The sequence below is a fragment of the Chitinophaga niabensis genome (assembly GCF_900129465.1).
GTDB lineage: Bacteria > Bacteroidota > Bacteroidia > Chitinophagales > Chitinophagaceae > Chitinophaga > Chitinophaga niabensis.
This window is the reverse complement of record NZ_FSRA01000001.1, coordinates 1,992,354-2,019,141: the sequence shown is the minus strand read 5'-3', so window position 1 is coordinate 2,019,141 and position 26,788 is coordinate 1,992,354. Positions and strand designations below refer to the sequence as shown.

17 protein-coding genes are annotated in these 26,788 nt (G+C 46.6%); 11 read left to right on the top strand and 6 right to left on the bottom strand.

Annotation, left to right across the window (positions count from 1 at the left end; translation table 11 throughout):
• Positions 1–559: 559 nt before the first annotated feature.
• The 7 genes from BUR42_RS07795 to BUR42_RS07765 are packed head-to-tail and all read left to right on the top strand — an operon-like array spanning position 560 to position 8,050.
• Entirely contained in the window at positions 560–952 is a 393-nt protein-coding gene (locus BUR42_RS07795) for a response regulator (RefSeq protein ID WP_074238692.1), read from the top strand.
• A gap of 32 nt (positions 953–984) precedes the next feature.
• Positions 985–2,139, top strand: a complete 1,155-nt coding sequence (locus BUR42_RS07790; RefSeq protein ID WP_084185448.1) for a sugar transferase — start codon at positions 985–987, stop codon at positions 2,137–2,139.
• A complete protein-coding gene (locus BUR42_RS07785; RefSeq protein ID WP_074238690.1) occupies positions 2,139–3,350 on the top strand; it encodes a glycosyltransferase family 2 protein in 1,212 nt (403 codons plus the stop codon). The genes BUR42_RS07790 and BUR42_RS07785 overlap by 1 nt, the downstream gene beginning before the upstream one ends.
• Positions 3,331–4,263: a glycosyltransferase family 2 protein gene (locus BUR42_RS07780; RefSeq protein ID WP_074238689.1), complete on the top strand. Its 933-nt coding sequence runs from the start codon at positions 3,331–3,333 to the stop codon at positions 4,261–4,263. Before BUR42_RS07785 ends, BUR42_RS07780 begins: the two co-directional genes overlap by 20 nt.
• A complete protein-coding gene (gene asnB / locus BUR42_RS07775; RefSeq protein WP_074238688.1) occupies positions 4,251–6,152 on the top strand; it encodes an asparagine synthase (glutamine-hydrolyzing) in 1,902 nt (633 codons plus the stop codon). The genes BUR42_RS07780 and asnB overlap by 13 nt, the downstream gene beginning before the upstream one ends.
• A 1-nt stretch (position 6,153) precedes the next feature.
• Positions 6,154–7,281, top strand: a complete 1,128-nt coding sequence (locus BUR42_RS07770; protein WP_074238687.1) for a glycosyltransferase family 4 protein — start codon at positions 6,154–6,156, stop codon at positions 7,279–7,281.
• Between the two features lies 1 nt (position 7,282).
• Positions 7,283–8,050 (top strand): class I SAM-dependent methyltransferase, encoded by a 768-nt coding sequence (locus tag BUR42_RS07765; protein ID WP_074238686.1) that lies wholly within the window; start codon positions 7,283–7,285, stop codon positions 8,048–8,050.
• Between the two features lie 33 nt (positions 8,051–8,083).
• On the opposite strand, the gene BUR42_RS07760 is transcribed toward BUR42_RS07765, so the two are convergent.
• Both BUR42_RS07760 and BUR42_RS07755 read right to left on the bottom strand, forming a co-directional pair.
• Positions 8,084–8,947, bottom strand: coding sequence for a beta-1,6-N-acetylglucosaminyltransferase (locus tag BUR42_RS07760; protein WP_074238685.1), 864 nt, complete (start codon positions 8,945–8,947; stop codon positions 8,084–8,086).
• A gap of 3 nt (positions 8,948–8,950) precedes the next feature.
• The gene (locus tag BUR42_RS07755; protein WP_084185447.1) at positions 8,951–10,285 is read right to left on the bottom strand and encodes a lipopolysaccharide biosynthesis protein; all 1,335 of its coding nucleotides are present in this window, start codon (positions 10,283–10,285) and stop codon (positions 8,951–8,953) included.
• A 372-nt stretch (positions 10,286–10,657) separates the two neighbouring features.
• On the opposite strand from BUR42_RS07755, the gene BUR42_RS07750 reads away from it, so the two are divergent.
• Positions 10,658–16,579: a PKD domain-containing protein gene (locus tag BUR42_RS07750; RefSeq protein WP_143197376.1), complete on the top strand. Its 5,922-nt coding sequence runs from the start codon at positions 10,658–10,660 to the stop codon at positions 16,577–16,579.
• Positions 16,580–16,655: 76 nt separating this feature from the next.
• On the opposite strand, the gene BUR42_RS07745 is transcribed toward BUR42_RS07750, so the two are convergent.
• Positions 16,656–17,849, bottom strand: a complete 1,194-nt coding sequence (locus BUR42_RS07745) for a glycosyltransferase (protein ID WP_074238682.1) — start codon at positions 17,847–17,849, stop codon at positions 16,656–16,658.
• A 72-nt stretch (positions 17,850–17,921) separates the two neighbouring features.
• Here BUR42_RS07745 and BUR42_RS07740 point away from each other — a divergent pair, with 72 nt between their 5' ends.
• Positions 17,922–19,445 (top strand): carbon-nitrogen hydrolase family protein, encoded by a 1,524-nt coding sequence (locus BUR42_RS07740; protein WP_074238681.1) that lies wholly within the window; start codon positions 17,922–17,924, stop codon positions 19,443–19,445.
• Between the two features lie 5 nt (positions 19,446–19,450).
• Positions 19,451–19,750, top strand: coding sequence for a thiamine-binding protein (locus tag BUR42_RS07735; protein ID WP_074238680.1), 300 nt, complete (start codon positions 19,451–19,453; stop codon positions 19,748–19,750).
• Between the two features lie 47 nt (positions 19,751–19,797).
• Here the strand turns inward: BUR42_RS07735 and BUR42_RS07730 are convergent, their stop codons facing one another.
• Positions 19,798–21,063, bottom strand: coding sequence for a YeiH family protein (locus BUR42_RS07730; RefSeq protein WP_074238679.1), 1,266 nt, complete (start codon positions 21,061–21,063; stop codon positions 19,798–19,800).
• A gap of 37 nt (positions 21,064–21,100) precedes the next feature.
• Positions 21,101–22,333, bottom strand: coding sequence for a nucleoside recognition domain-containing protein (locus BUR42_RS07725; protein ID WP_074238678.1), 1,233 nt, complete (start codon positions 22,331–22,333; stop codon positions 21,101–21,103).
• A 143-nt stretch (positions 22,334–22,476) separates the two neighbouring features.
• Between BUR42_RS07725 and ychF the strand changes: the two genes are divergently transcribed.
• Positions 22,477–23,580, top strand: a complete 1,104-nt coding sequence (gene ychF, locus BUR42_RS07720; protein WP_074238677.1) for a redox-regulated ATPase YchF — start codon at positions 22,477–22,479, stop codon at positions 23,578–23,580.
• Positions 23,581–23,680: 100 nt separating this feature from the next.
• On the opposite strand, the gene BUR42_RS07715 is transcribed toward ychF, so the two are convergent.
• Positions 23,681–26,563 carry a TonB-dependent receptor gene (locus BUR42_RS07715; RefSeq protein WP_084185446.1) on the bottom strand — a complete coding sequence of 961 codons (2,883 nt, stop codon included), beginning with the start codon at positions 26,561–26,563 and terminating at the stop codon, positions 23,681–23,683.
• Positions 26,564–26,788: the final 225 nt, after the last annotated feature.

The window sequence follows — 26,788 nt, the reverse complement described above, 5'->3', positions numbered from 1 at the left end:
AATTTCAATCCGCATAATTTATTTGGGTGAATGGACGGATTTTATTGGTAAACGCAATGTTTTACGTAGCCAAATACAGGGCTGGGGAAAAGCTTATATCATTAAATTATAGTATTTGAGGTGGGATACGCCATAATATATAGGAAAGGGGGTTGTCCATTTGTGTAATTATACCCATTAAGGGGGTGAAACGGTCGTTTTGAGGTTAAAATGGCCGGATAAAAACCATTAAAGTGGAAATTCCATGCGTTTACTGAGAAAAAACCTCCCTTCACCAATTAAAATTGTGAATATATAATTCGCGCATTAATTTTACATCCGTTAAGAGCATCAAACAAAATAATTCTTCGGTACCACATATTAGGTTTTGAAAATTATATTGTAAGTTTGCTAAGATCAATTGATTTAACCCGTATTCTTCGCCATCCTCCTCTGGAAAACTACAACGTTTAAATTTAAACTCGACCTTATCCATCAAAAGCCTTCTATGGCTCTAGATCAGTTTAGTTATTGATCAAACAGCCAAAAACATTATCGTAAAGCAAAAAAGAAGGTAAAAATGAAACAGAGAATTTTAATTATTGATGATAGTATGCCGATAAGGTACTTGTTAGAGGCGATGTTCCGTAAAGAATATAATGTGGTTTCCGCACAGGACGGCCTGGCAGCGATGGCCTGGTTATCCAAAGGAAACATGGCAGATGTGATCATAACGGACCTGGCTATGCCAAATGTGAACGGATGGGAGTTGCTGGATTACTTAGCAGACAGCCATCTTTATAAAGATATCCCGGTTGTTGTACTCAGTGGTAGCATGAATGACCGTACCGAATCTATTACAGAATTATACAGCAACGTGCATGAAGTTATGCGCAAACCATTTGATCCGGTAGAACTGATGGAGAAAGTGGAAGGAATTATCAGCAAGAAGCTGGTTCCGGTGATGCCCTGATTTTATTGACCCTGAATACAATTGTGATTTTTATGAATTTTACGACTACACCTAACATTTTAGAGGCCCCATCCATTGAGCGTAGCAATTCTGCCAGGCAAACAACCGATCTTTCCCAGATTGCAAAGGAAGAGAGGATCGTAATGATTGTCGGAGCATCTCTGCAGGCGACCAATCTACTTCCATACTACAACTATTGTATGGTGGAGGACACTATTGGTGCGCAGCGGAAGATCATGGAAATGCTCAATGTAAACAGAACTGTTCCTTCCGTGATCATTGTTCAGTATAATGAACAGTGTGAAGCCGCCTGCCAGAAATGGTCTGCTTATTTTGCATCTCATCAGATCCTGAAATCCATCCCGTTTTTCCTGTACGCTGAAAACGTAACAGAACCCCTCAAAACATTTGTTAAGAAACATCTTTTTATTGATGAGATCATTACCCGGGAGTGCATGGAACGTCAGCTGTTCTCCAAGATCGACTTTGTAAAGAAGATCAAACGCCTCCAGGCAATTCCAGACCAAACACAGGCGCCCAAGGAGATCCGGTACAAAAAGGATTACCTGAACACTTTCCTGAAACGCGGGCTGGATATCACAGCGGCTTCCCTCGGCCTGATCGTGGCTTCTCCGATCATGCTGCTCATTGCAGCGGCCATCCGCATCGAATCCAAAGGCCCTATCTTCTATGCTTCCAAAAGGGCCGGCAGGAACTACAAAGTTTTCAAATTCTACAAGTTCAGGAGTATGGTGGCAGACGCTGATAAAAAGCTGAAGGACCTGAAACACCTGAATCAATATGATGCCAGCGACTCAGGGCCGGTGTTCTACAAAGTGTCCAACGATCCAAGGATCACCAAACTGGGCAACTTTTTAAGGAACAGCAGCCTGGACGAACTGCCGCAGTTGTTTAACGTTTTAAAGGGAGACATGTCCCTGGTCGGGAACCGCCCTTTACCTTTGTACGAAGCCACCACTTTAACTACGGATGTGTGGGTGGAACGTTTCCTGGCTCCTGCAGGGATCACCGGTCTTTGGCAGATCAGCAAGAGAGGAAAGAAAGAAATGTCTGTAGAAGAACGCATCAGCCTGGATATAGACTACGCCTACAAAAACTCATTCACCTACGATATGTGGTTGATCGTGAATACGCCGTTAGCGCTTATTCAAAAAGATAACGTATAATGATTGCTTTTTTAGAGATAATTTTATTTGCCTACTTAGCCGGATGCGTACTGTACAATTTGTTCTTTTCTATTGCAGGTAAGATCGTTGCCCGCAAACAGACAGACATCAGTGAACCCGAAACTTACAGCAGTGTTGCCATCCTGGTGCCTGCGTATAAGGAAGACAGTATTATCCTGTCCTCCGCCAAAAGTTACGCCCAGTTACGCTACCCTGCTTCCCGCTATGATGTGATCGTGATCGCGGATTCCCTTCAGCCGGAAACGCTTGAATTGCTGAAAGAAGCATCTGTAAAGGTATTACCCGTTTCATTCGATAAAAGTACCAAAGCCCGTTCCCTGAACAAGGCTTTTGGTGAGATCGGCGATAATTACGACATAGCATTGATCTGCGATGCAGACAATATGCTGGAGCCGGACTTCCTCTTAAAGATCAACCGGGCTTACCTGGATGGGGAACATGTGATACAGGCGCAAAGGGTGGCCAAGAACCTGGAAACACCATTTGCTGTTCTGGATACTGCTAACGAGATCATTGCGAATCATATTTACCGTAAAGGTGCCAATGCCGTAGGATTATCTTCTTCCGTGATTGGCTCTGGTATGGCATTTCACTTTCCGCTGATCAAAGAAGTGATGCAAAGGGTTAGTGCTACAGGTGGTTTTGATAAGATCCTGCAACTGGAAATGGTAACACTGGGCCATAAGGTCTATTACCTGGAAGATGCGCTCATCTTCGATGAAAAGATCGAAAATCCCAACGCTTTCAGCAACCAGCGCAGAAGATGGATCTCCAGCCAGTTCGTATACCTGCGCATGTTCTGGAAGAAAGGGCTGAAGGCATTGTTTTCAGGGAACTTTGATTACTTCAATCTTTCCTTCTGCCATAACCTGATGCTGCCACGCATGCTGCTGATTGCCGCTATCTGCCTGCTGACATTACTGAGCGCTATCTTTCATGCTTATACATTTATACCTTTCACAGCCTGGGCGATCCTTTTTGTGATGAATGCTATCAGCCTGGCCCTGCCTTTGCCCTGGATCTTTTACCGTAAATATTTTTTCACTGCCCTGCTGATACTGCCAAAAGCGATAGGTATTATGGTAATGCTGGTCTTCCGCTTAAAAGGAGCCAACAATACTTTCATACATACCAAGCATAATAAAACAGATATCGATAATCCTTTACTCCATGCAAGCCGTAAGAACTGAACATAATAATAAGCCGCTGGTTTCTATTATTACAGTGAATTACAATAATTCGGTTGTAACATGTGAGCTACTGGCTTCCCTCAAAATAAATAGCTACCATAATATCGAAGTGATCGTGGTGGACAACGCTTCCAAGGAAGACCCCACCGCGTCACTTCTGAACGTTTGGCCCCTTGTTAAAGTGATCCGGAGTGAAAAGAACCTGGGTTTTGCCGGCGGCAATAACCTGGGGATCAAAGCAGCTTCCGGCAGCTTCCTCTTCCTGGTGAATAACGATACGGAATTCACAGACGGGTTGATAGAAGGGCTGATCGAAACCTTTGAACAATACCCCGATGCCGGCGTGGTAAGCCCCAAATTCCATTACTTCTTCCATAAAGGCACCATCGAATATGCCGGTTACCAGGCGGTAGACCCCTTTACAGGCCGGAATGCCATGATCGGTTGCCAGGAAAAGGATAACGGCCAGTACGATGCTGTTTCCGTTACCCCTTATGCACACGGCGGCGCCATGATGATCTCCCGCGAAGCGCTGGAGAAAACAGGGCTCATGCCGGAAGTTTATTTCCTCTATTATGAGGAGTTCGACTGGTGCGAGCAGTTTAAAAGGAACGGTTATAAGATATACTACCAGTACAAATCCCTTATTTACCATAAGGAGTCGATGACCACCGGTAAGAACAGCCCATTAAAAACGTATTTCATAACGAGGAACAGGTTGTTATTTATGAGAAGAAATACAACTATGACAGGACGTTTGGGTTTTATGTTATATTTTACATTCTTAACGATACCCAAAAATACCCTCGGATTCCTTTTCAAAAGAGAAGGGGTTCATCTGAAAGCCTTTTGGCGGGGGATCTTCTGGAATATCCAACATCTTAAAAAACCTACAGACTTATGTGTGGAATAGCAGGGTTTATTGATTTTTCGCAAAAATCAGGTCAGGATACGCTGCAGAAAATGACAGATGTGTTATTGCACCGTGGTCCTAATGATGCCGGTTACGAATGTTACAGCAGCCAAAACGCTGTTGTAGGGCTCGGCCAGCGCAGGTTATCCATTCTCGATCTTAGCAGCTCCGGCCACCAGCCAATGCATTTCAGGCAGTACAGCATGGTGTTCAACGGAGAGATCTATAATTTTAAGGAAATACGCAAAGAACTGGAAGCTAAAGGGTACACCTTCAGTTCCGGTACGGATACAGAGGTATTGCTGAAGGGCTTTGATTGCTGGCAGGAGAAAGTGATGGACAAATGCATCGGTATGTTCGCCTTTGTGATCTACGACGAACAGAAAGGAGAGGTGTTCATTTGCCGGGACAGGGCAGGGGTAAAACCACTGTATTATTACTGGCACGAGAACCTGTTCCTGTTTGCCTCAGAGCTGAAGAGCTTTGTTGAGCATCCTGCTTTCCGTAAAGATATTGATGAAAAGAGTGTTTCCCTCTTCCTGCAATACAGCTACATCCCTGCACCATACACTGTTTACAGGAATACCTATAAACTGAAGCCGGGACATTATTTAACACTGAACCTGCAAAAAGCTATCCCTGAAGAAAAGGAATACTGGAACGTACTGGAAGCATACAGGCAGCCTGAAACCAAACTTTCCGAAAGGGATGTGATCGCGCATACAGAAGAGCTGATGAAGAGTGCATACCAGTACCGCATGGTATCTGATGTGCCCGTAGGAGTGTTCCTGAGCGGTGGGTACGACAGTGCGAGCGTGGCCGCCATCCTGCAGGAAGGGTCCGGCAGCCGCATTAAGACCTTTACCATTGGCTACAAGGAAAAACAATGGGATGAATCTGCGGAAGCGAAAAAGATAGCCCGCCACCTGGGAACAGATCATACAGAATGGATCATTGGTGCATCCGATGCAAAAGATGTATTACATCAATTGCCTGAAATATACGATGAACCTTTTGCTGATAACTCTACCGTGCCCACCACACTGGTGAGTAAACTGGCGAGTAAGGATGTAAAAGTGGTACTGTCTGCAGATGGCGGTGATGAACTGTTTGCCGGATATAACAAGTTCAACCAGGCGATCAAATATACCAGCCAGCTGCCAAGAGGTGTGCAATCCCTACTGGGTGCCGCCATGAGCATCATACAGCCGGAAGTGATCCCTTACTTCAATAAGAAATACAACTTTGCCTCCCGCTACGAAAAGATGAAACTGATCTGGCAGGATGGTAAACCGCAACAGGCACTGAAATATATCAGCCAGTACATTACGGAAAGTGAGGCGGCTTATTACATGGGTTCTGCCACGGGTAAATACAAAACTAACTTTGACCTCAACGGAGAACTGAGTTCCATTCCTGATCCGCTGAATAAATTACTGGCCATCGACTACCGCACCTTCCTGGTAGATAACAACCTGGTGAAAGTGGACCGTGCTACGATGAGTGTGAGCATCGAAGGCCGCGAGCCGATGCTGGACCACCGCCTGCTGGAATTCCTGGCAACTGTGCCTGCAGCATTGAAGGTAAAGGAGCAAACCAATAAATACATCCTCAAAACGATTGTACATAAATACATTCCCAAATCCATGATGGACCGCCCGAAACGGCCTTTCATCGCGCCTTTGCAGGAATGGTTCAAAGATGACCTGAGAGAGCAGATGCAGTATTATTTAGCACCGGAACGCCTGCAGAAAACAGGATTGTTCAATGCATCGCATGTGCAGGAGCTGCTGAAGAAATACCTGGATGGCGGCAGGGTAAGCCATCAGAAATTATGGAATATACTGGTGTTCCAGTTATGGTATGACCGTTGGATCGAAAAGCTGTAACATGGAGCAACCCCGTAAAATAAGAGTATTAGAAACGATCCGCCAGGGTAAGATAGGAGGAGGGGAAAGCCATGTGCTGGACCTTGTGAAAACAATGGATAGCGAATTGTTTGAACCGGTGGTGCTTTCCTTCACGGATGGGCCTATGGTACAGGCACTCACGGCAATCGGCGTACCGGTGCATGTGATTGCCAGCGAAAAAGCATTTGATATCAGTATCTGGAAAAAGGTGCGTGCCTTCCTCACGGAACAACGCATCGATATTGTACACGTACACGGCACCCGCGCCAATACAAATGTGATGTGGGCTGCGCGCAGGCTGGGTTTGCCGCTGATCTACACCATCCATGGATGGTCCTTTCACGATGGCCTGAACCCATTGATCAAAAGAGCGCGTATTGCAGCAGAGAAATATATTACCCGCAAGGCAAAGGTGAACATCTGCGTATCTGATTCCAACAGGGAAACAGGTATTAAAACTTTCGGCCGCTTTGATTCCGTAGTGATCAAGAATGGTGTGAACCCGGTGAAATTCAATCCCGGTGCAGCATACCCTGATGTGAAAGCAGCCTATGGTATTCCTGCGGATCAGCTGGTGATCGGTTACATTGCAAGGATGACCCTGCAAAAAGATCCGGTGGGCATGCTGGAAGGATTCAGCCTGGCGCTTCAGCAATTCCCTGATATGAAACTGCTGATGATAGGAGAGGGAGAGTTAAAAGAAGCAGCATTGGATGCAGCCCGCAGATTGAACATAACAGATCATGTGATCTTTGATAATTTCCGCCAGGATGTACCGGCCGTATTGAACGGCGTAGACATTTACTGCCTTCCTTCTTTATGGGAAGGATTCCCGATAGGAGTGCTGGAAGCAATGGCCATGGGAAAAGCAGTGATTGCCAGCGATGTGGACGGAACCCGCGAAGCCGTAACGGATGGCGATAATGGTTTGCTGGTACCTGCAAAGAACAGTGAAACCCTGGCTGCCGCCATTGTGAAACTGGCCAAAGACAAAACGCTCAGAGCACAATTACAACAGCGTGCCATGGATACGATACGGAGTAAATACACCGTATCCGGCATGACACGGCAAATTGAAAAAATATATCAACAGCTTTACCATAACTGACATGACACAAGCAACGATCACCTACGAATATGAACGTATCGCAGATATCAAGCGACTGAAATTTATTGCAGAGGCCCTCAAGAAAGAGATCCCTGAAAAAGGCCGCGTGCTGGACGTAGGTTGCGGTAATGGCGTTATCAGCCGCCATCTTGGCCAGTTTGGCTATGATGTGCTGGGCATTGATATCAGCCAGAAAACAATTGATGTGGCCCGTTCCAAGAATACACTGCCTAATGTACGCTTTGAAGCCATCAGTGCAGAAGCGCTCACGGCAGCAGGTGAAAAATATGATGCAGTGATCTGCAGTGAAGTACTGGAACACCTGGACCATCCTGAAAAATTACTGCGTGTAATATATGATACCATTAAGGACAATGGTTTGCTGGTAGTGACCGTACCGAATGGAGTGGGCCCGCGTGAACTGTGCGTAACAAGGCCTATGCTGAAAGCCCGGAATAACCCCGGCATGTGGAAGTTCATTAATAAAATTAAAAGTGCCCTTGGTTTTAAAGGTACTACCGTACAGTCACAGGCAGATAACCTGGACCATGTGCAGTTCTTTACCCGTAAGGACCTGCTGAACCTCGCGCAAACAAATAATTACGATATCATCAAGTTTTCGAAAACGAATTTTGTGGAAGATGTATTCCCTTTTTCCCTGCTCACCAAGCGCATTAAGTTCCTGCAAAAGCTGGATTGCGAGGTAGCTGAGATCCTGCCTATAGGTTTTACCGGTGGGTTCAATACATTGTGGAAGAAAAGAGTCTAGTGTTTTTTTTATGACTTACATAGGCTGTTCTCCTTATGGGAACAGCCTTTTTAGTTCCTGGTCTATTTTGTCCAGCAGGGCGGGATCTTTATCCATTTCAAATTTGCGGGCTACCAGCCTGTCACTCTTCAGCATAAGTTCCACGTCTTCCACTCCCAGCGTTTTAGGATGGTTCTGCCCCTTTGAGCGATCATTCCCCCAATCGATATAATGCAGATCATACCCGGTTACCGCTTCTTTGTAAGGGCTGCCCATTAATATGGTCTGGAAGATGAATTCATCAGAACCCCAGGTGAGCTTGAAATAACGCACCAGTTGAGGGCGCTCCCGGATGTAATCCAGCAGGTAATTCACGCAGTCCTGGGTCAGTGTCCACCAGCCGGATCCGGAGTAGATTTTAAGCCCGAATGGCGTTTTCCGGGCAGGCAGTATTTTTGTGAGCAGGCTGGCGAATTTGTACTTGCCCGGGAAGTTACATTCCACCAGGTGATAATTATCCACCTTAGACATCATGGGCTTTAAGTCTTTTTCAGAAATAAGCCCGATGTATTGCCGGTTGCCGGGTTGAATGAGGGTCTGGTAAATGTGTTCCGTGGTTTTGATCACATAATCCTGGCCGCTGAGCATGGTGATATACGTGTAGGACTTACCGGATTGCCGGATGGCTTCCATACCGTTCAATGTAGCCTGCACGATGCTCCATCCGGCCCAGGTGACCTTCACGCGGGGAGTTATGGTATATACCTGTGGCAGGGAAAGCGCTTCGGCATAATCTTCTATTTTACATTTTCTATCTATATGTACAAAGCAGTCGATATTGGGGTGTTGCAGCCTGGTTAAAAGCCGGTGTAATTGTGCCGGATTTTTATGTGCCAGGATGATGAAAGCTATTCTCATAATTTATGAATGCTTGAGTTTTAAGGCCTTTTTTACCAGTATATTAAATTCAATCCAGCCGTAATGCCAGAGGTCTTTCAGGTGAACGGACATATGTTTTTTCATGACATAGTATCCGTATGCAATAGCAAAGAGGATGTGCAGCAACATGGCCAGCGCCACAGAGATAATATTAGGGAAGATCCATACCAGCACCACCGCAAAGATGGCATTCAATATCAGTTTGAGAATGTTTTTGTAGAAATTCACATGTGCGAGGCCCATCATATCCAGCGTTACGCCATTGAAGCGGTCCAGCGGCCAGAGGATGGCGGTAATGAGCGAGATGCGCACTACGGCGGTAGCGCCGAGGTAATTGCCTTTGGCGAGGATGAGGATCAGCGGCTCTGTAAATATCAGCATGCCAATAATGAATGGAATGATCAGTAAAGTAACTGTGCCGGTATACCTGCAGAAAGCAATGGCCACCGCCTGTTTATCACCACGATTGGCTGCGGCAGATAAAGTTGGTTGTGCGGTGGCTACAAAGCTGCGAAGGATGATCTCGATCACCTCTATGAACTTTTGTGGAATACTGAAAAGCGCTACGTTAGCCGCTCCCAGCATTTTCAGGATCACAAAATTGTTAGTGTTATTGATCAGTGAAGAAGATACCATGCTGCCAATGATCAAACGGCCGAAACGATATAGTTCCAGTGCCTGTTCCCTTGTACGGTAAACAATGTTGCGGATCCCCGTCCATTTTTTAAGCAGGCAATATACACTGGAGATAGCCATCGAACCACTGTAAGCATATAACACATTCGCAAGGGACACCTGTTTGAACCACCATAACAAGGCCAGCAGCACTACAAAAGAACCATTCTGGGAAATCCTGATGAACACGATCTCATTAAAACGGTTCTCTGCCTGCAATACCCAGCTGGCAAAATTCATTGGGAGGGATAATAAAGTAAGGATACCTAACCATGCCAGGAATAATGGCCAGGGAGCGCCCAGGAAAGGAGATACGGCAAAGTAGCCAACCCATGAAAGTATTACATACCCGATGGTGATCAGTAACGAAAGATGCCAGGCAGCGCCGGCTACCCTGCGCGAAGTTTCTATATCCGCTCCCGTGTAGAATTTTACAATGCCCGATTGCAGTAAACCGGTACGAATCTGATCGAGGATGTTATAAGTACCGGTGAATACCACCCACTGTCCGAAGTCATCCAGCGTGGGCAAGATCCTTACAAGGATCATAAATGAAAGAAGATTGAAAAAAGCCGAAACCAGATTGCCGAACAACGATAAAACCTGCTTATTCCTATAGACGGATAAAAGCCTCGATATCATATGTGATTATTAGATAAATTAATTTTGATTACAATATACTGGTTTCTAGTAGGATACCGGTTAAAAACAAACACAGGGAGGTTAAATCAGGATGCAAGTTTATTAAATTATAAATTAATTAAGCGGAAAATGTACGTTAATAAATTTAACTGCTGGATTATCAGCAGTGTATGAAAAGGATAATAAATAATTTATTATTAAACTTAATAGATATTTAATTTTTTACCATTTGTTTTGAATAAATTTTGTTTATTTGTAAACAAGTATAAGTACGTGTATTAGAATATAGATGATCAGACGAGATTAAGACACAAATGCGAAGCGCGTCCGTTCGGACCAGACAAAAATCCATACTAGAAAAACCAAATTATTGTGAAGAAATTCTATCAGGTAAGGGGATGGTGTGTCCGCTATCTCTTTTATTTATCCTTTATATCTCTCAGCCTGCAGGTCAAAGCCCAGCAGGTTCCAAAAACTTTCCCCGCCGGGGCGCCGGTTCGTAATATGACAGGATATTACGAGTCCTTGCCGGCTGACTATGCCTCTACTACCAAAAAGTATCCCGTTCTCATATTTGTACATGGTGTTGGTGAACTGGCAGGTGCAGATCTGAAGAACCCCTTATCCGCAGTTTTAGCAAATGGACCCGCAAAGCTGATCAATCAGGGGAAATTTCCTGCTTCCTTTACCGTTAACGGACAAACGCATTCTTTTATCGTGATCTCCCCGCAGTTCATTACATGGCCCGGGGGAAATGATGTGCATGAACTGCTTGCTTACCTGAAAACAATTTACCGCATTGATGAAAGCCGTTGTTATGTTACAGGGCTTAGTATGGGTGGCGGTGTAACATGGGGTGTTATTTCAGAGAATACAGATAAAGCGAAATTGTTTGCCGCAGCTGTAGTGGTGTGCGGAGCATGGAATCCAAACGATGCACCAAGAACACCGAGTTTACAATGGAACATTGCCAGCATTAACATGCCGGTGTTTGCTACGCATAACGACAGGGACCCGACAGTTCCTTTAAAATATTCCCAGGATTGGGTAAATGGTATCAATGCCATCATACCTGCTCCAAATCCAAAAGCTTTGCTCACCGTATTCAGCAGCACTTCACATGATGCCTGGAGCAAAACGTATGACCCTGCCTATAAAGATCCCCAGACGGGCTTGAATGTTTATGAGTGGATGCTGCAGTATACAAGGGGAACGGTTGTACAACCACCACCTCCGCCACCGCCACCACCGCCGGGCAATAAAAAGATCACGGTAAATCCTTCCTCTGCCAATATCATCTATTATGATAATGCCATGAGCCAATTGGGTGTAACCGCCGGAGATACCTTGTGTATCCCTCCCGGCGATTATGAGTACATCCATTTTGGTAAACTGCTGGGCACTGCAGATAAACCAATTGTGATCACCAACTGCGGAGGCCTTGTGAGAGCGGGTGTGAACAGTTCTGCCACTGCTGCAAGTTTTGTATTAAGCACCTGTAAATATTTTAAAGTAGAAGGTACCGGCGCCGCTGGTATCGAATACGGTTTTGATATCAATGGTACCAACAAGAACGGTGTTAAGATGTTCGGCATGTTCTTCGGGAACGGTACTTCTGATTTTGATGTACATCATGCTTACATTCACGATGCAGGTATGTTCCTGCAGGCTAAAACACTGCAGCAATGCAGCCATCCTGAATGGCTGGATGGTAGTTTTACCATGAAGAATGTAAAGATCCACGACCTGATGTGCCGTAACTCTGCATGGGAAGGTTTCTATATCGGTAACACACATTACCTCTATACAGAGGGCAGTTGTGTGGATATGAAATCACATCTCATCGAGAACCTTTCTGTATATAATAACAACCTGGAGAATATGGGCAGTGATGGTATTCAGATCTCCACTGCTTATAATGGTGATAACAGGGTATACAACAACCGCGTTGTTAATTATGCCATGGCCCGCAACTCTGCGCACGGCTATGGCATTTTGTCGGGCGGAGGCAGCAGCCTCCGTATCTACAGCAATTACGTAAGTAAAGGATATAATTCAGGTATTGAGATCTTTGGTTCCGGGATCAACCAGGTGTATAATAACGTGGTAACGGATATTCATTATGAAGGGATCAATGTGTCTGACAAACCCCTGTTTGATCCGGCCACTGCTTACATCTATAACAACACTGTTTATAATACCGGCGTAAACGGTATTAAGGTGTATGGTTATGAAACACTGCTGGGGCACAAGATCTATAACAACGTTGTAATTGCTCCCGGCACGCAATGGGATGATCCGATGACGGGTTATTATGTGAAAGGTGCCAAACCCATCCTGTATGATTTCAAGAACAATGTAAACTATAAAACGCCTGACCTTGGTGGCTTTGTAAATCCCCTTGCCGGAGATTTCAGGCTGAAGGCAGGTTCCACTGCTATTGACGCAGGACGGAACATGGCTGATCTTGGCCTTACCAACGACTTCGATGGTAATGCCCGCCCGGTGAATAATTCTTTTGATGCCGGTGCATTCGAATTCAACGGCAGCAGCGCTGCGGTTTTGCCTGTGGCAAATGCAGGTGCTGATAAATTACTGGTACCCGCAGATAATAAAACAACGGTGTTGGATGGCAGCGCCTCCTCCAAAGAAGGTGGTACGATTGCTTCCTACGCCTGGAAAAAGCTCAGCGGGCCCGCGGCCACTATTGCTACGCCTAACGGCGCTACTACGCAGCTCAGCGGCCTGGCAATAGGTTCTTATGTATTTGAACTGACGGTAACAGATAATGCAGGGCTTTCTGCAAAAGACCAGGTAACAGTTACTGTGCTGGCCGCAGCCAACAAGCCGCCTGTATCTGATGCAGGTAGCAATGTTACCCTGGTGCTGCCTTCTAACAGCACTCAATTAACAGGTAGTTTTTCGCTTGACCCGGATGGTGTGATCGTAAGTTATGAATGGAAGAGGGTTAGCGGCCCGGCTGCCGGAACTATTGACGATATCACTGCCAGCAACGCTATTGTTTCAGGCCTTGCTGAAGGTGTATATGTATATGAGCTGACTGTTACTGATAACGGCGGCCTCACCAATTCCAAACAGGTAACCGTTACTGTACAGGGCGTAGGTGCCAACAAACCACCTGTTGCCAATGCAGGTGCTGATGTAAGTATTACACTACCAACAACTACTGCGCAATTGGATGGTTCTGCTTCTGCTGATCCGGATGGTACTATCACCAGTTATACCTGGACGAAGATCAGCGGCCCTGCTGCAGGTGTTATCACTACCTCCAATGCCAATAAAACTTCGATCACTGGTTTAACCATTGCCGGTGATTATGTATATGAATTAAGTGTGAAAGATAATGGCGGTACCAGTGCTACAGACCAGGTGAAAGTGACGGTATTACCTTCTGCCAATAAACTGCCTGTTGCCAATGCAGGCACTAATGTAACCATCACACTGCCCACCAGTACGGCACAGCTGGATGGTTCTGCTTCTTCCGATCCGGATGGTACTATCAGTACCTATTCCTGGGTGAAGATCAGCGGCCCTGCCGCAGGTGCTATCAGCACTGCCAATGTCAGTAAAACTGCTGTGACTGGTTTAACTATTGCCGGTGATTATTTGTATGAACTGACAGTAACAGATAACAACGGTGGTAAGGCTACTGCACAGGTAAAAGTAACGGTAACAGATGCGCCGGCTAACAAACCACCTGTAGCCAATGCGGGTGCAGATGTAACTGTTATCCTCCCTGCCAGTACAGCCCAGCTGGATGGCTCTGCTTCTTCTGATCCGGATGGTACCATCACCAATTATACCTGGACGAAGATCAGCGGTCCTGCAGGAGGTGCTATCACCACTGCCAATGCCAATAAAACAACGATCACTGGTTTAACCATTGCAGGTGAATATGTGTATGAATTAAGTGTGAAGGATAATGGCGGCACTACTGTTACAGACCAGGTAAAAGTGGTGGTAATAACAGGTGGATCAAATCAACCGCCTGTGGCCAAAGCCGGTTTTAATACCACCATCACATTGCCTGTAAATAGCGTGGAACTGGATGGTTCTGCTTCTTCTGACCCGGATGGCAGCATTGCCGCTTATTCCTGGAAGAAGCTCGGTGGCCCTGCAAGTGGTACGATCACCACTGCAAATGCTGCTAAAACAACGGTAACAGGGTATACGCTGGATGGTACATATGTTTATGAACTGACTGTAACAGATAACCAGGGATTAAGCACTTCCAGCAATGTTACGATCACGGTGAAAGCGGCTGCTAACCAGAAACCGATCTCCAATGCCGGCGTTGATATTACCATCACCCTGCCTGTGAATACTGTACAGCTGGATGGTTCTGCTTCTTCCGACCCGGATGGTACTATTACTTATTATAACTGGACGAAGATCAGCGGCCCTGCCGTGGGTAATATAGGCAGCCCCTCTGCCAGCAGAACAACTGTTACCGGTTTAACGCTTGCGGGAGATTACCTGTTCCAGTTAGAAGTGAAAGATGATGCAGGCGCCAGGGAAACAGATTATGTGAAGATCACGGTATTACCGGGTGTAAATAAACTGCCTGTTGCCAATGCGGGCGGCGATATATCCATTACACTGCCAACAAATACTGCACAACTGGATGGTTCTGCTTCTTCCGATGCTGATGGTACTATTACCACGTATGCGTGGACGAAAGTGAGTGGCCCTGCGGGAGGTGCTATTACCACTGCCAATGCCAGTAAAACAACGCTTACCGGTTTAACCATTGCCGGTGAATATGTATACCAGCTAAGTGTGACGGATAATGCGGGCGCTTCTGCTACAGACCAGGTAAAAGTGGTTGTAGTGGCTGGCGGAGCAAACAGGCCACCTGTTGCAAGAGCAGGTTTCAATACTACTATTACTTTACCGGTGAACAGCGTACAACTGGATGGTTCTGCATCTTCAGACCCGGATGGCAGCATCGCCTCTTACTCCTGGAGAAAACTGGGTGGCCCTGCGGGTGGCAATATTACGGTGACCAGTGCCAGCAGAACAACCGTAACAGGTTATACGCTGGAAGGGGTATATGTATACGAACTCACCGTAACAGATAACCAGGGCTTAAGTGCTTCCAGCAACGTTACCATCACGGTGAATCCGGAAGTGATCAATAAACCACCTGTAGCACAAACCAGCGGAGATGTAAATATCACCCTGCCTGTAACCACTGCTACATTGGATGGCAGCCCTTCAGTTGACCTGGATGGCAGCATTGTTTCCTATGCCTGGAAACAATTGAGCGGCCCGGTTACCGGAACCATTGCGGCTCCTTCAGCTGCGAGAACGGACATTACGAACCTCACAGCTGCAGGCCAATACATTTTTGAACTGACAGTTAAAGATAACGGCAACGCTACCAGTTCCGTACAGGTGAAAGTAGTGGTGAACACACCGGCAAATAAACTGCCCACGGCCAGGGTGAATGGTAATCTTACCATCATCCTGCCGGTAACAGGTACTTCGCTGGATGGCAGCTCCTCTACAGACGAAGATGGAACCATAATAAGCTACAGCTGGAAAAAGATCAGCGGCGCTTCAGGCAGCATTGGTTCTCCCAATGCCATGAGCACTGCTATTACAGATCTTACAACGGAAGGGCAGTATGTGTTTGAACTAACGGTAACGGATAATGCCAACGCTACGGCTACGGCAAGGGTAACCATTTCTGTATTACCGGCACAAACACCTGAAAACAAACCGCCTGTGGCACTTACACAGGGCAACCTGGAGATTACGCTGCCTGATAACAGCGTTCAGGTGAACGGTTCTACTTCTTACGACAGCGATGGAACGATCAGTACGTATGAATGGATCCAGCTGACAGGCCCTAATAACAGCCTTATCTGGGATGCACAAAAAGCACAGACTAATATTACAGGCCTGATCAAAGGTGAGTATGTATTCCAGCTTGCTGTAACGGATAACAAAGGCGCCAAAACAAATACTTCCTTCAATGTGCGGGTACTGGACAATAGTAACGGCGCGAAGGGCGATACGGCGAGCCTGACCCCTAATCCTGTCAGCACCTTTGCAAGGCTGAACATTCAGCGGAAAGGTTCCTATAAGGTTAATATCGAGATCTATGATATCAGCGGTAAGCTCTGGAAACAATTCTCTACCAACTTTATTGACAGGTTGCAGGAAGATATCCAGCTGAGCGAATTACCGAATGGCCATTATATCTTAAATGTGGCAGGTCCTAACTTTAAGAAATGGACGGAGAAGTTCGTCAAGATCGGTCACTAGGTTATTAAACTGATTAAAAACAAAAAGCGGGACTTGATGAGAGCCCCGCTTTTTGTTTTATAAGGTCTTCCGGAACTTACCTGGTTCCGCTTATTGCTTTATAAATATCTCCAACTGAATTTTCCCAGGTATGTGATCGTGCAAAGGCGATCCTTGCTGCTGTTAGCGCAGGATCATTTTCCTGCAACGCTTTTTCTATCAGCGGCACATATGCTTCCACGGAATCAGCTAAGTGTACATAATCTTTGAACAGCTCCATGGTTTTGGTAGCGGTAGCCACAGAGGGTTTACCCATAGCCAGGTATTCATCTATCTTTAAAGGATAATTACCGATGGTGATGGGGTTCACTAACTGCGGGTTGAGGCATACGTCAAAATGCTGCAGGAAGGCAGGCAGTGCGGACATGTCTTTCCGCCCAAGGAAATGTACATTCGGTTGCTGATGCAGGGCGGATTGCCGGAACACTTCATCTTCCGGCCCAACAAGTACTACATGCCAATCCGGCCTTTCCCGGCTGATGTACATTAATATAGCCGGATCGATGCGCATAGCTGTGAGTGCCCCTACATAACCGATCACCGGCCCTTTTAACCCAACCAGCTCCGCAGGTTTATCCAGGGCTTTTGCCGGATCAAATAAACGCAGGTCGCAACCCTGGCCCACATAATAACTGTTCTTATTATACTGCAGCAGCATTTCCGTGAGATAGAGGGAATTGGCCACGCATACGTCTGCCTTAGCAATATGTTTAGGTTCCAGTTTACTGCCATGTTTCTTCCAGAAATCCATGGCTACCAGGTTGTCCCGGCTATAGTAGATGTATTGCGCCGGTTTCAGCATTTCTTTCAGGTAATAGCCGCGGTAGATATCATTATCGTTGAAGAGGAGGATATCTTTAAAACCCAGTTTATCCACGGCTTCCTGTATGTCTGCCGCAAACCTTTTATTGTTGATCCGGTTGCCCAGCATAAAAAGGCTGGTAAAAGGCAGAAAGCTGATGGATTCCAGGATGCGCTTAGGGTAGAGGTTCCAGAAATTCTCCTGCACCTTCAGCAGGTTTTCTCCATTGCCTTTTGAGATCTGTATATGTTCCGCAATATCAGGGTCTTTGCTGCTCAGCATCACCGTACGCCGGTCTAATGCTGAGTTAACGTATAGTACCCTGTTATGACGGGCAAACTCCAGCGCGATGTTCTTGCAATTGCTCCCTATTTTGGTATACCAGGGCTGTAGGCCTACGATTACAATGTCTCTGTTCTGAATGATCATAAAGTTGGAAGGATGGGGAAAAATTCAGGCACAAATGTAAGCAAATATAATTTTCTTAACTTTCCTATAATTATGGCAGAAGAAACGATTGAAGTCCGTCTGTTGACGGCAGAGGATTATAAGGACCTGAAAGAGTCCATGGTATCGGCTTATGCGGACATGCAGGGCAGTTACTGGCGCGAAGGGACTATTCAGCGGCTGATAGAGCTGTTCCCTGAAGGGCAGATAGCCGTTACCGTGAATGGCAAGGTGGTGGGTTGTGCGCTGTCCATCATCGTAGATTATGAAAAGTTCGGGGACGATCATACCTATGAGCAGATCACCGGTTACTACACTTTCAGCACGCATAATCCCAAAGGAGATACCCTGTATGGCATAGAAGTATTTGTAAACCCTGATTACCGTGGCAAACGCCTTGCACGGCGGTTATACGATACACGTAAGGTATTGTGTGAACGCCTCAACCTGGAAGGTATTGTAGCCGGCGGCCGCATTCCCAATTATGAAAAGTATGCGGACCAGCTAACACCCAGGGATTATATTGAGAAGGTGCGTGATAAAGAGATCTATGATCCCACGCTTACTTTCCAGTTCTCCAACGATTTTATCGTTAAGAAGATACTGCGTAACTACCTGCCGATGGATGAGGCTTCCAAAGGTTTTGCCACACTGCTGCAATGGTATAATATCTATTACGAGAAAGACCAGGATACCATCCGTTATAATAAATCCACGGTGCGCATTGGCCTGGTGCAATGGCAGATGCGTGCATACAAGGGGATCGAGGGGATGCTGGAACAGATGGAGTTCTTTGTAGACGCCGTGAGTGATTATGAAGCAGATTTTGCGGTATTCCCCGAGTTCTTCAATGCCCCCCTGATGCTTGAATTCAACCAACTGGGGCCTGCTGCGGCCATCAGGGGGCTGGCCAAGTACACAGAACGGTTAAGAGGAGAATTTTCAAAACTGGCAGTAGCTTATAATGTAAATATCATTACAGGTACCATGCCCATTGTGATAGAAGAGCAACTGTATAATATTTCCTATCTCTGCCGCAGGGATGGTACATGGGACCATTACATCAAGATCCATCCAACCCCCAGCGAGGTAAATGCCTGGGGTATGAAAGGCGGGAGCGACATTCATGTATTTGACACGGATTGCGGAAAGGTAGGTATCCTGATCTGTTACGATGTGGAATTTCCTGAACTCGGCCGCATCCTGGCCAAACAGGGCATGCAGATACTGTTCGTACCCTTCCTCACGGATACGCAGAATGGGTACAACCGTGTACGCTTCTGCGCACAGGCCAGGGCGGTGGAGAATGAATGTTATGTAGCCATTGCCGGCTGCGTGGGTAACCTGCCCAGGGTATCGAATATGGACCTTCAGTATGCGCAATCTGCAGTACTCACACCTTCTGACTTTGCCTTCCCGGTAACAGGTGTAAAGGCTGATGCTACGCCTAATACAGAAATGATTGTTGTAGCAGATGTAGACCTTGTATTATTAAAAGAGCTGCATGCCTTTGGCAGTGTGCAAACGCTGAAGGATATGCGGCACGACCTGTATGAAGTAGTATTAAAGAAAAAATAGACCATATGCATGATCATATAATCAACCTGGCCTTGCAGATATTGCCCCAGGTAGCGGCGGATAAAGTATATGCCGTTGTAGACGAAGCCATTGCCGTGATCCATAACTCCGGCGTGAAGTACAGGGTATGCCCCTTTGAAACAGTGATGGAAGGAACTTACGATCAGTTGATGGAAGTAGTGAAGCAGGCGCAGGAAGTATGTTTTAAAGCCGGTGCCGGGCAGGTCCTGGTGTTTATAAAGATCCAGAACAATAGTGGGGGAGATGTGAGCATTGAGGATAAAACAGGGAAATACGATGAATGATATTAAAAAGGGGCCGTATCAAAGTAGGATACGGCCCCTTTTTTAATTTAAGGCTTTTCGAAAAGCACCCCGCCGAATACAAGGTAAGCGATGCCTAATGTTACAAGGATATTGAATACCTGTGCAATAATGAATGCCATGGCAGGCCGCCCGTTCTCCATTTTGAAGATATCTGTAAATTTGGTTTCCAGCCCAATGCAGGCAAATGCCAATGCAAAGAAGCAGGTTTGCAGGTCTTTGATATTGCCTTTCACTTCTTTCACTAACGCGCCCGGTAGTACGAAGGAAAAGATTAAAGATACAACGATGAAGCCCAGCACGAATTTGGGGAAACGGTCCCAGATAGTGCGTAAGCCCGGTTTAGGCTGATTGAGTTCTTTCTTGGAATAAGACCACCAGATGGAAATGAAAAAAGCTGCCAGCCCCAGTAATACGTTCTGAGAGAACTTTACCAGTGTGGCATATTTCAGGGCTTCTTCCCCCAGCATGGTACCGGCTGCTACCACAGCGCCGGAAGTATCGATGGTACCACCCAGCCATGCGCCTGCTACAGCAGGAGACATATCCATCCAAACGGCTACATAAGGCATGAAGATCATCATGGGAATGGCCACGATCAATACCAGTGAAATAACGTGAGAGAGTTTTTTGTTATCTCCTTCAATGGCGCCTGAAGTAGCAATAGCGGCAGATACACCACAGATGGATACTGCGCTGGAGATCATCATCCTGAATTCATCATCCAGTTTGAATTTTTTGCAGAGCCAGAAAGTGAAATACCATACGGTGAATACCACCACTACAGATTGCATCACACCTAATCCACCACCCTTTATCAATTCCTGGAAGATAATACCGGAACCCAGCAGCACCAATCCTGTTTTGATGAAAAGCTCTGTTTGCAGCACGGGCTTTAACCATTCCGGTACGCCGAGTACATTGCTGATAAAGAGGCCCAGCAGCAGGCTGAACAAAACGATCTCAATACCCAGGTCTTTCACCGCATTGTTGCCGGTGATCACCTGTGCAAACATGGAAATGGCCATCACTGCCACCAGGCCCGTGATGAGTTGCCAGCTGATACGTTTACCGCTTAATAAGAAGGCGATGAAAAGGCTGCCCAGTACCCAAAGGAAAAGGCCGCCTATCCTGCCCAGGTTACCGCTGTCTGTCAATTTTGCCAGCAGGGTGTTGCCATCGTTCCATTCAAATTTTGGCATGGCGGGATGCAGTCCCGCGCAGATCAGCGCGATGCTGGTGAATGCCAGGATCACTGCGATCCAGTCCTCATGTAATGTTTTCTTCTGATTCATTCTTTAATAATATAATTGGTAATACCTGGTGGTCTGTTTAATGAAAAAAGATATACCCGATAATAATAGCGGCAACCACACCTACCACATCTGCAATCAATCCGCAGGCGAGGGCATATCTTGTTTTTTTGATGTTCACGGAACCGAAGTACAATGCGAGAATATAAAAAGTAGTTTCGGTGGAACCCTGCATGATGCATCCTAATCTGCCTACAAAAGAATCCGGCCCGTGTGTTTTCATGAGGTCAGCCATCAGTCCGCGTGCTGCGCCTCCGCTGAAGGTTTTCATGATACCTACCGGCAACGCGGGTACGAAATCTGTATTCAGGCCCATCCATGCTACCAGGAGTGCAATGCCATCTGTAATAAAATCCAGGCAGCCCGTAACCCTGAAAACACCGATGCCTACCAGGATGGCCACGAGATAGGGGATGATCATCACCGCAGTGGTGAAACCTTCTTTAGCCCCTTCAATAAAGGCATCGTACACATTGATCCCTCTGATGAACCCCTGCATCAGGAAGGACACGATAACTGCAAAAATCAATATACCACCGATGGACGCGGTATAAGTAGCGATCTGTTCAGCAGGCAAATTATGCACCAGGCGATAGAACCCATACATCGTTCCTATGAAGGTTCCAACAAAAAACAATACCGGCAGGCGAAAAAGGTTAATACGCTGATACATGGCCACTGCAATCATCCCGGATAAGAAGGAAATGAAAGTACCGATCAGGGTGGGAACGAAAATATCTGCGGGGTTGGCGGCGCCCATGGATAAGCGCACGGCCATTACGGAAGTAGGGATCATGGTAAGCCCGGCGGTGTTCAGTACCAGGAACATGATCTGCGCATCGCTGGCGGTATCTTTCTCCGGGTTGATGTCCTGCAGTTGTTTCATGGCTTTAAGCCCGATAGGAGTGGCGGCATTGTCCAGCCCCAGCATATTGGCGGAGAAGTTCATTACCACAGAACCCATAGCGGGATCTTTGGGAGGAATATGAGGGAACAGCTTGGAGAAGAGCGGGTTTACAAAACGGGCAAACTTTTCGATCATACCTGCCTTTTCCCCGATCTTCATGATGCCGAGCCAGAAGGTCATTACACCTACCAGGCCGATAGAGATCTCTGCACCCGTTTTACCGCTTTCGAACAATGTTTTTGTCATCAGCCCGAAGATCTCCGTATCCCCTAAAAAGATCAGTTTGCATAATGCCACGATAAAAGCAATCACAAAGAAGCCGATCCATACATAGTTTAAAGCCATAATGTTTGGTTTGTTTAAAACCGGTTTAGCATCATTTTCAATCAGTTACAGATTAACACAATGCCAACCGGGAGCCAAAATAGTAAATTTTAACACGCTATTACTCGCTGAGATGCACTATCTTTGCGCAAATTTTTTAAGAAATGGCTTTGCAAGCAGGAATTGTAGGATTGCCGAACGTAGGAAAGTCCACTTTGTTTAACGCTGTATCCAACAGCGCGAAGGCGCAAGCCAGCAACTATCGTTTTTGTACTATCGAGCCAAATGTTGGCCTGGTAGATGTTCCGGACACCCGGATCTCAAAACTGGAAGAGCTGGTGAAACCTAACCGTACCGTTCCCACAACCATGGAGTTTGTGGACATTGCCGGCCTCGTAAAAGGCGCCAGCAAAGGGGAGGGTTTGGGAAATAAATTCCTGGCCAATATCCGCGAAGTAGATGCGATCGTACACGTGATCCGTTGTTTTGAAGATGATAACATCCTCCGGGATGAAGGACCTATCAACCCTGTGGGTGATAAGGATATCATCGATACAGAACTGCAGCTGAAAGACCTGGAGAGTGTAGAGAAGAAGGTGGCGCGTACAGAAAAAATGGCCCGTACCGGTGGTGATCCCAAAGCAAAAGTAGAATTTGAAATACTGAAACGCTGCCAGGAACACCTGGAGAAAGGAAAGAACATCCGCGAGCTGGGCTTATCCAAAGAAGAGCGCGTAGCAATTGCAGATCTTTTCCTGCTCACGGAAAAACCGGTATTATACGTAGCCAATGTGGATGAAGCATCCCTTCATACCGGCAACAAATTTTCCAAGGCACTGGAAGAAGCTGTGAAAGCAGAAAATGCACAGGTGATCATTATGAATAATTCCATTGAAGCACAGATCACCGAACTGGAAGATCCTGCAGATAAAGAATTGTTCTTTGCAGAATATGGACTTACAGAACCCGGCCTGAACCGCCTGATCCGTTCTGCTTACAAACTGCTGGACCTGATCACTTACTTCACTGCAGGTGTGCAGGAAGTACGTGCATGGACCATCCATACCGGCTGGAAAGCGCCGCAGGCTGCGAGTGTGATCCACACGGATTTTGAAAAAGGATTCATTAAAGCAGAGGTGATCTCTTATGATGATTACGTGAAGTATGGCTCTGAAGCTGCTGCCCGTGATAATGGCCGTTTACGCATAGAAGGTAAAGAGTACGTTGTAAATGATGGTGACGTTATGCACTTCCGTTTCAACGTATAGACCAAAGATACCCATGAGATGATCATGAGGGTTACAACAAATAAGAAGGCCTCCCGGAAATCCGGGGGGCCTTCGCTATTATGGCAATAAACAAGTAAAACTAAAGGTTGTATCCGATGGAAGCGTAGTATTGCGCACCCACGGACGGGTTGCCCCATGACTGGATATAAACGTTCTGCGTAAGGTTGGCAGCGCCTATTTTTACCGTTACTTTAGGCTTGGGGAACAGTTTGCTGATCTGTGCATCCAATGTGCCGTAAGAAGGAATTTCAGACAGGCCCATGGCGTTTACGGCAGGGCCTACGAAGGAAGAAGACCAGATAAAGCTGTCCTGCCATCTCCAGGTAACATTAAAGCTGAAGAAAGAGCGGGCAATGTTGCGGTTACCGAGATAGATGTTATACCGCACCTTTGGTGTATTGTACATAGCCTTGAAGCTGCCGAGGTCTTTTTCGTTGCTGAGTTCGTTATAAGATACGTTACCCCCCACAACAAACTGTTGCGGCAGGTTGTAATCCAGGCCCAGTGCCCATCCCCACGACTTAATATCTTTCTCGTAGTTCACGGGGATAGAGTAGATATTCCGCGTGGTAAGGCTGGTGGGCTGCACCAGTATTTGTGTGCCGTTGAAGTTCTTGAAAGTGTTGGTGTACACGTAAGCATCTATCACCAGTTTATTGGCGATGAGGGCCTTGTATCCAAGTTCAAACGCCACTATCTTTTCAGGTTTGAACTCTCTGAAAGTATATTGTTTCGGAGCGCCTGCCTGTACGGATTCCAATGTGTACACAGGGCCTGTGTTAAGGCCGTATCTTTCCCGCAGGAATGGCAAACCGCCGATCAGCCTTGCCTGTGGTGTGAGCAGATCAATGTACTGGTCCTGGCAGTGCGGGATGCGGAAACCTGTCTGATAGGAGGCGCGGATATTATGTGTTTCCAGGAAGGTGAATACTGCGGAGAGACGGGGGCTGAACTGGCCTTCGAAGTTTTCGTTCTTATCATAGCGTAATGCGCCGGTAAGTTTCAGTTGATCATTCAGCAGTCTTTTACCGACCTGCAGGTAACCGCCATATTCCAGGATGTTGAATTCTTTTCCATTATCATCTTTGGCGAAGATGGTACCATCAGAGTTGAGATCGTATTGCCTGATATTTCCACCTACCATCAGTTCCATGAAGGAGATCTGATTCTTGAAATTGTACATGAACTCTCCCTGGTAGAGATTGGTTTTATCGTTGAACTTAGCACCTACGCCACTTGCATCGCCGGGAATGGGTTTGTCTTTTACTTTCTGTGCGGCTGCATCAAAGGCGGGCGTTCCGGGTAATAAACGGCCCTGGTCTGCTGTGGTCCTTGCGGCATTGTGGAAGTTAGCGGAACCTCCCTGGGCCGCGGCTGTGGCGGCGGCAAATGCTGCAGCAGGAGATTGGCCGGCTCCCAGCGCTTGCTGGAATGCAGTGCTGAAAGCAGTTAAGGAACCGCCTGCATAAGTGCCGAAGTATTGCTGGAACCAGGTAGTGCTGGGCTTCCATGCTTCATTGATCCCTGCGCCCAAAGTGCCGATGGCATAAGAGTCGCCGGAACGTTCCTGCGTGGTATAACCGCGTACATAGAAGTTATCTGCACGCAGTTCTATCTTATACTGCCCCATCCTGAAGTTCTTGATAGAGTAGCGGTCTGCACCTGTATATACGGTGGTACCGGTACCATAACTTCCCTGGCCTAATAATTCCAGGTTGCTGTTGAATTTATAATGGAGGGCCACATTCACTTTCAGGTTCTTGGTATCATAGTCCGCGAGGTTACGTTCATCATAACCGGTGCGGGATACATAAGCGTTGTTGGAATCGGGCATGATGGCGTTGTAGATCATATCCCGTGTAATGGCTCCGCCGGTAGCGGCAGAAAGCCCTGCAATACCATTTCCGAGGGGATTGCCGGTGGTCATTGCAGTAGAACGCAAGGAGCCTTTCATGTTCACATTTGTTTCATCCCCATAAGTGTTCACGCCATTGTAACCGGGGTTGGCAGCATGACCGGTGTTGGTGAGCTTGCTGCCATTGAGCAGGCTCTGGTCCCTTTTATCATATGCCTGCCAGTCGTCTGCCTTTACATAACCAAGGTTGATCTTAAAGGCAAATTTGTCGTTGAAGGCTTTGGCATAACGAACGGACACATCATAATACCCTGTGCTGCTGTTGGTTCTGCCGGATTCATTCAGCAGGCCGGTTTTGATATTAGCGCTGAGGCCCTGGTACTGGAAGGGGCTTTTGCTGTTCAGCAGTACGATACCATTGAGGGCATTAGGGCCATATAATGCAGAAGCCGCACCTGGCAATACTTCCACATTATCCATATCCAGTTCGGTGATCCCTACAATATTACCTACGGAGAAGTTGAGACCGGGTGCCTGGTTATCCATACCATCGATCAGTTGTAACATGCGGGTGTTACCATTGCTGTTGAAACCGCGGGTGTTCACGGATTTGAAGGTGAGGCTCTGCGTGCTCATTTCCACGCCTTTCATGTTTGCCAGCGCATCGTAGAAAGAAGGGGCGGGGGTGGCTTTGATAGCCCGGATGTCCAGCTTTTCAATAGATACAGGCGATTGCAGGATACTTTCCGCCACCCTGCTGGCTGATACTACCACCTCTTTCCCCAGGATCTCCGTGGAAGAGAGCTGAACGTTCACATTCACGGAAGCATCTGTAACAGTGGCTTCTTCCGGTTTGTACCCTACGAACGAGAACTGCAGGGTAAGCGGTAAGGAGTGCCCTGTGGTGAACCTGAAAGCACCGCCGGCGTCTGTAATAGCTCCGGAAGTGGCACCTTTCACAGACACAGAAACGCCCTGCAACCCTTTGCCGGTGGTGGCGTCAACTACAGATCCGGAAATAGTACGGGAGTTTTGGGAGAAGGCTGTCTGGCACAAAAAAATAAACATAACAATGAACCATGCTTGCCTGGGTAGATAGCAATTCATAAGCGTCGAATTTAATGAGAGGATTGGCTGACCTTAATAATTTAAGTTTTACTACGTGATCTCAAATAACCGTATAATTAAATATAATGAAAATTAAAGGGATAAGACACCGGGCTAAATCGTCATTGGATTTTCTACAGAGAAGTTAAGGGTTTTTTGGATAAATGAAAAGTTTTCTATTATTGAGTTGATTAATAGTTAATTAGGAAGCATAATAAATCAGAT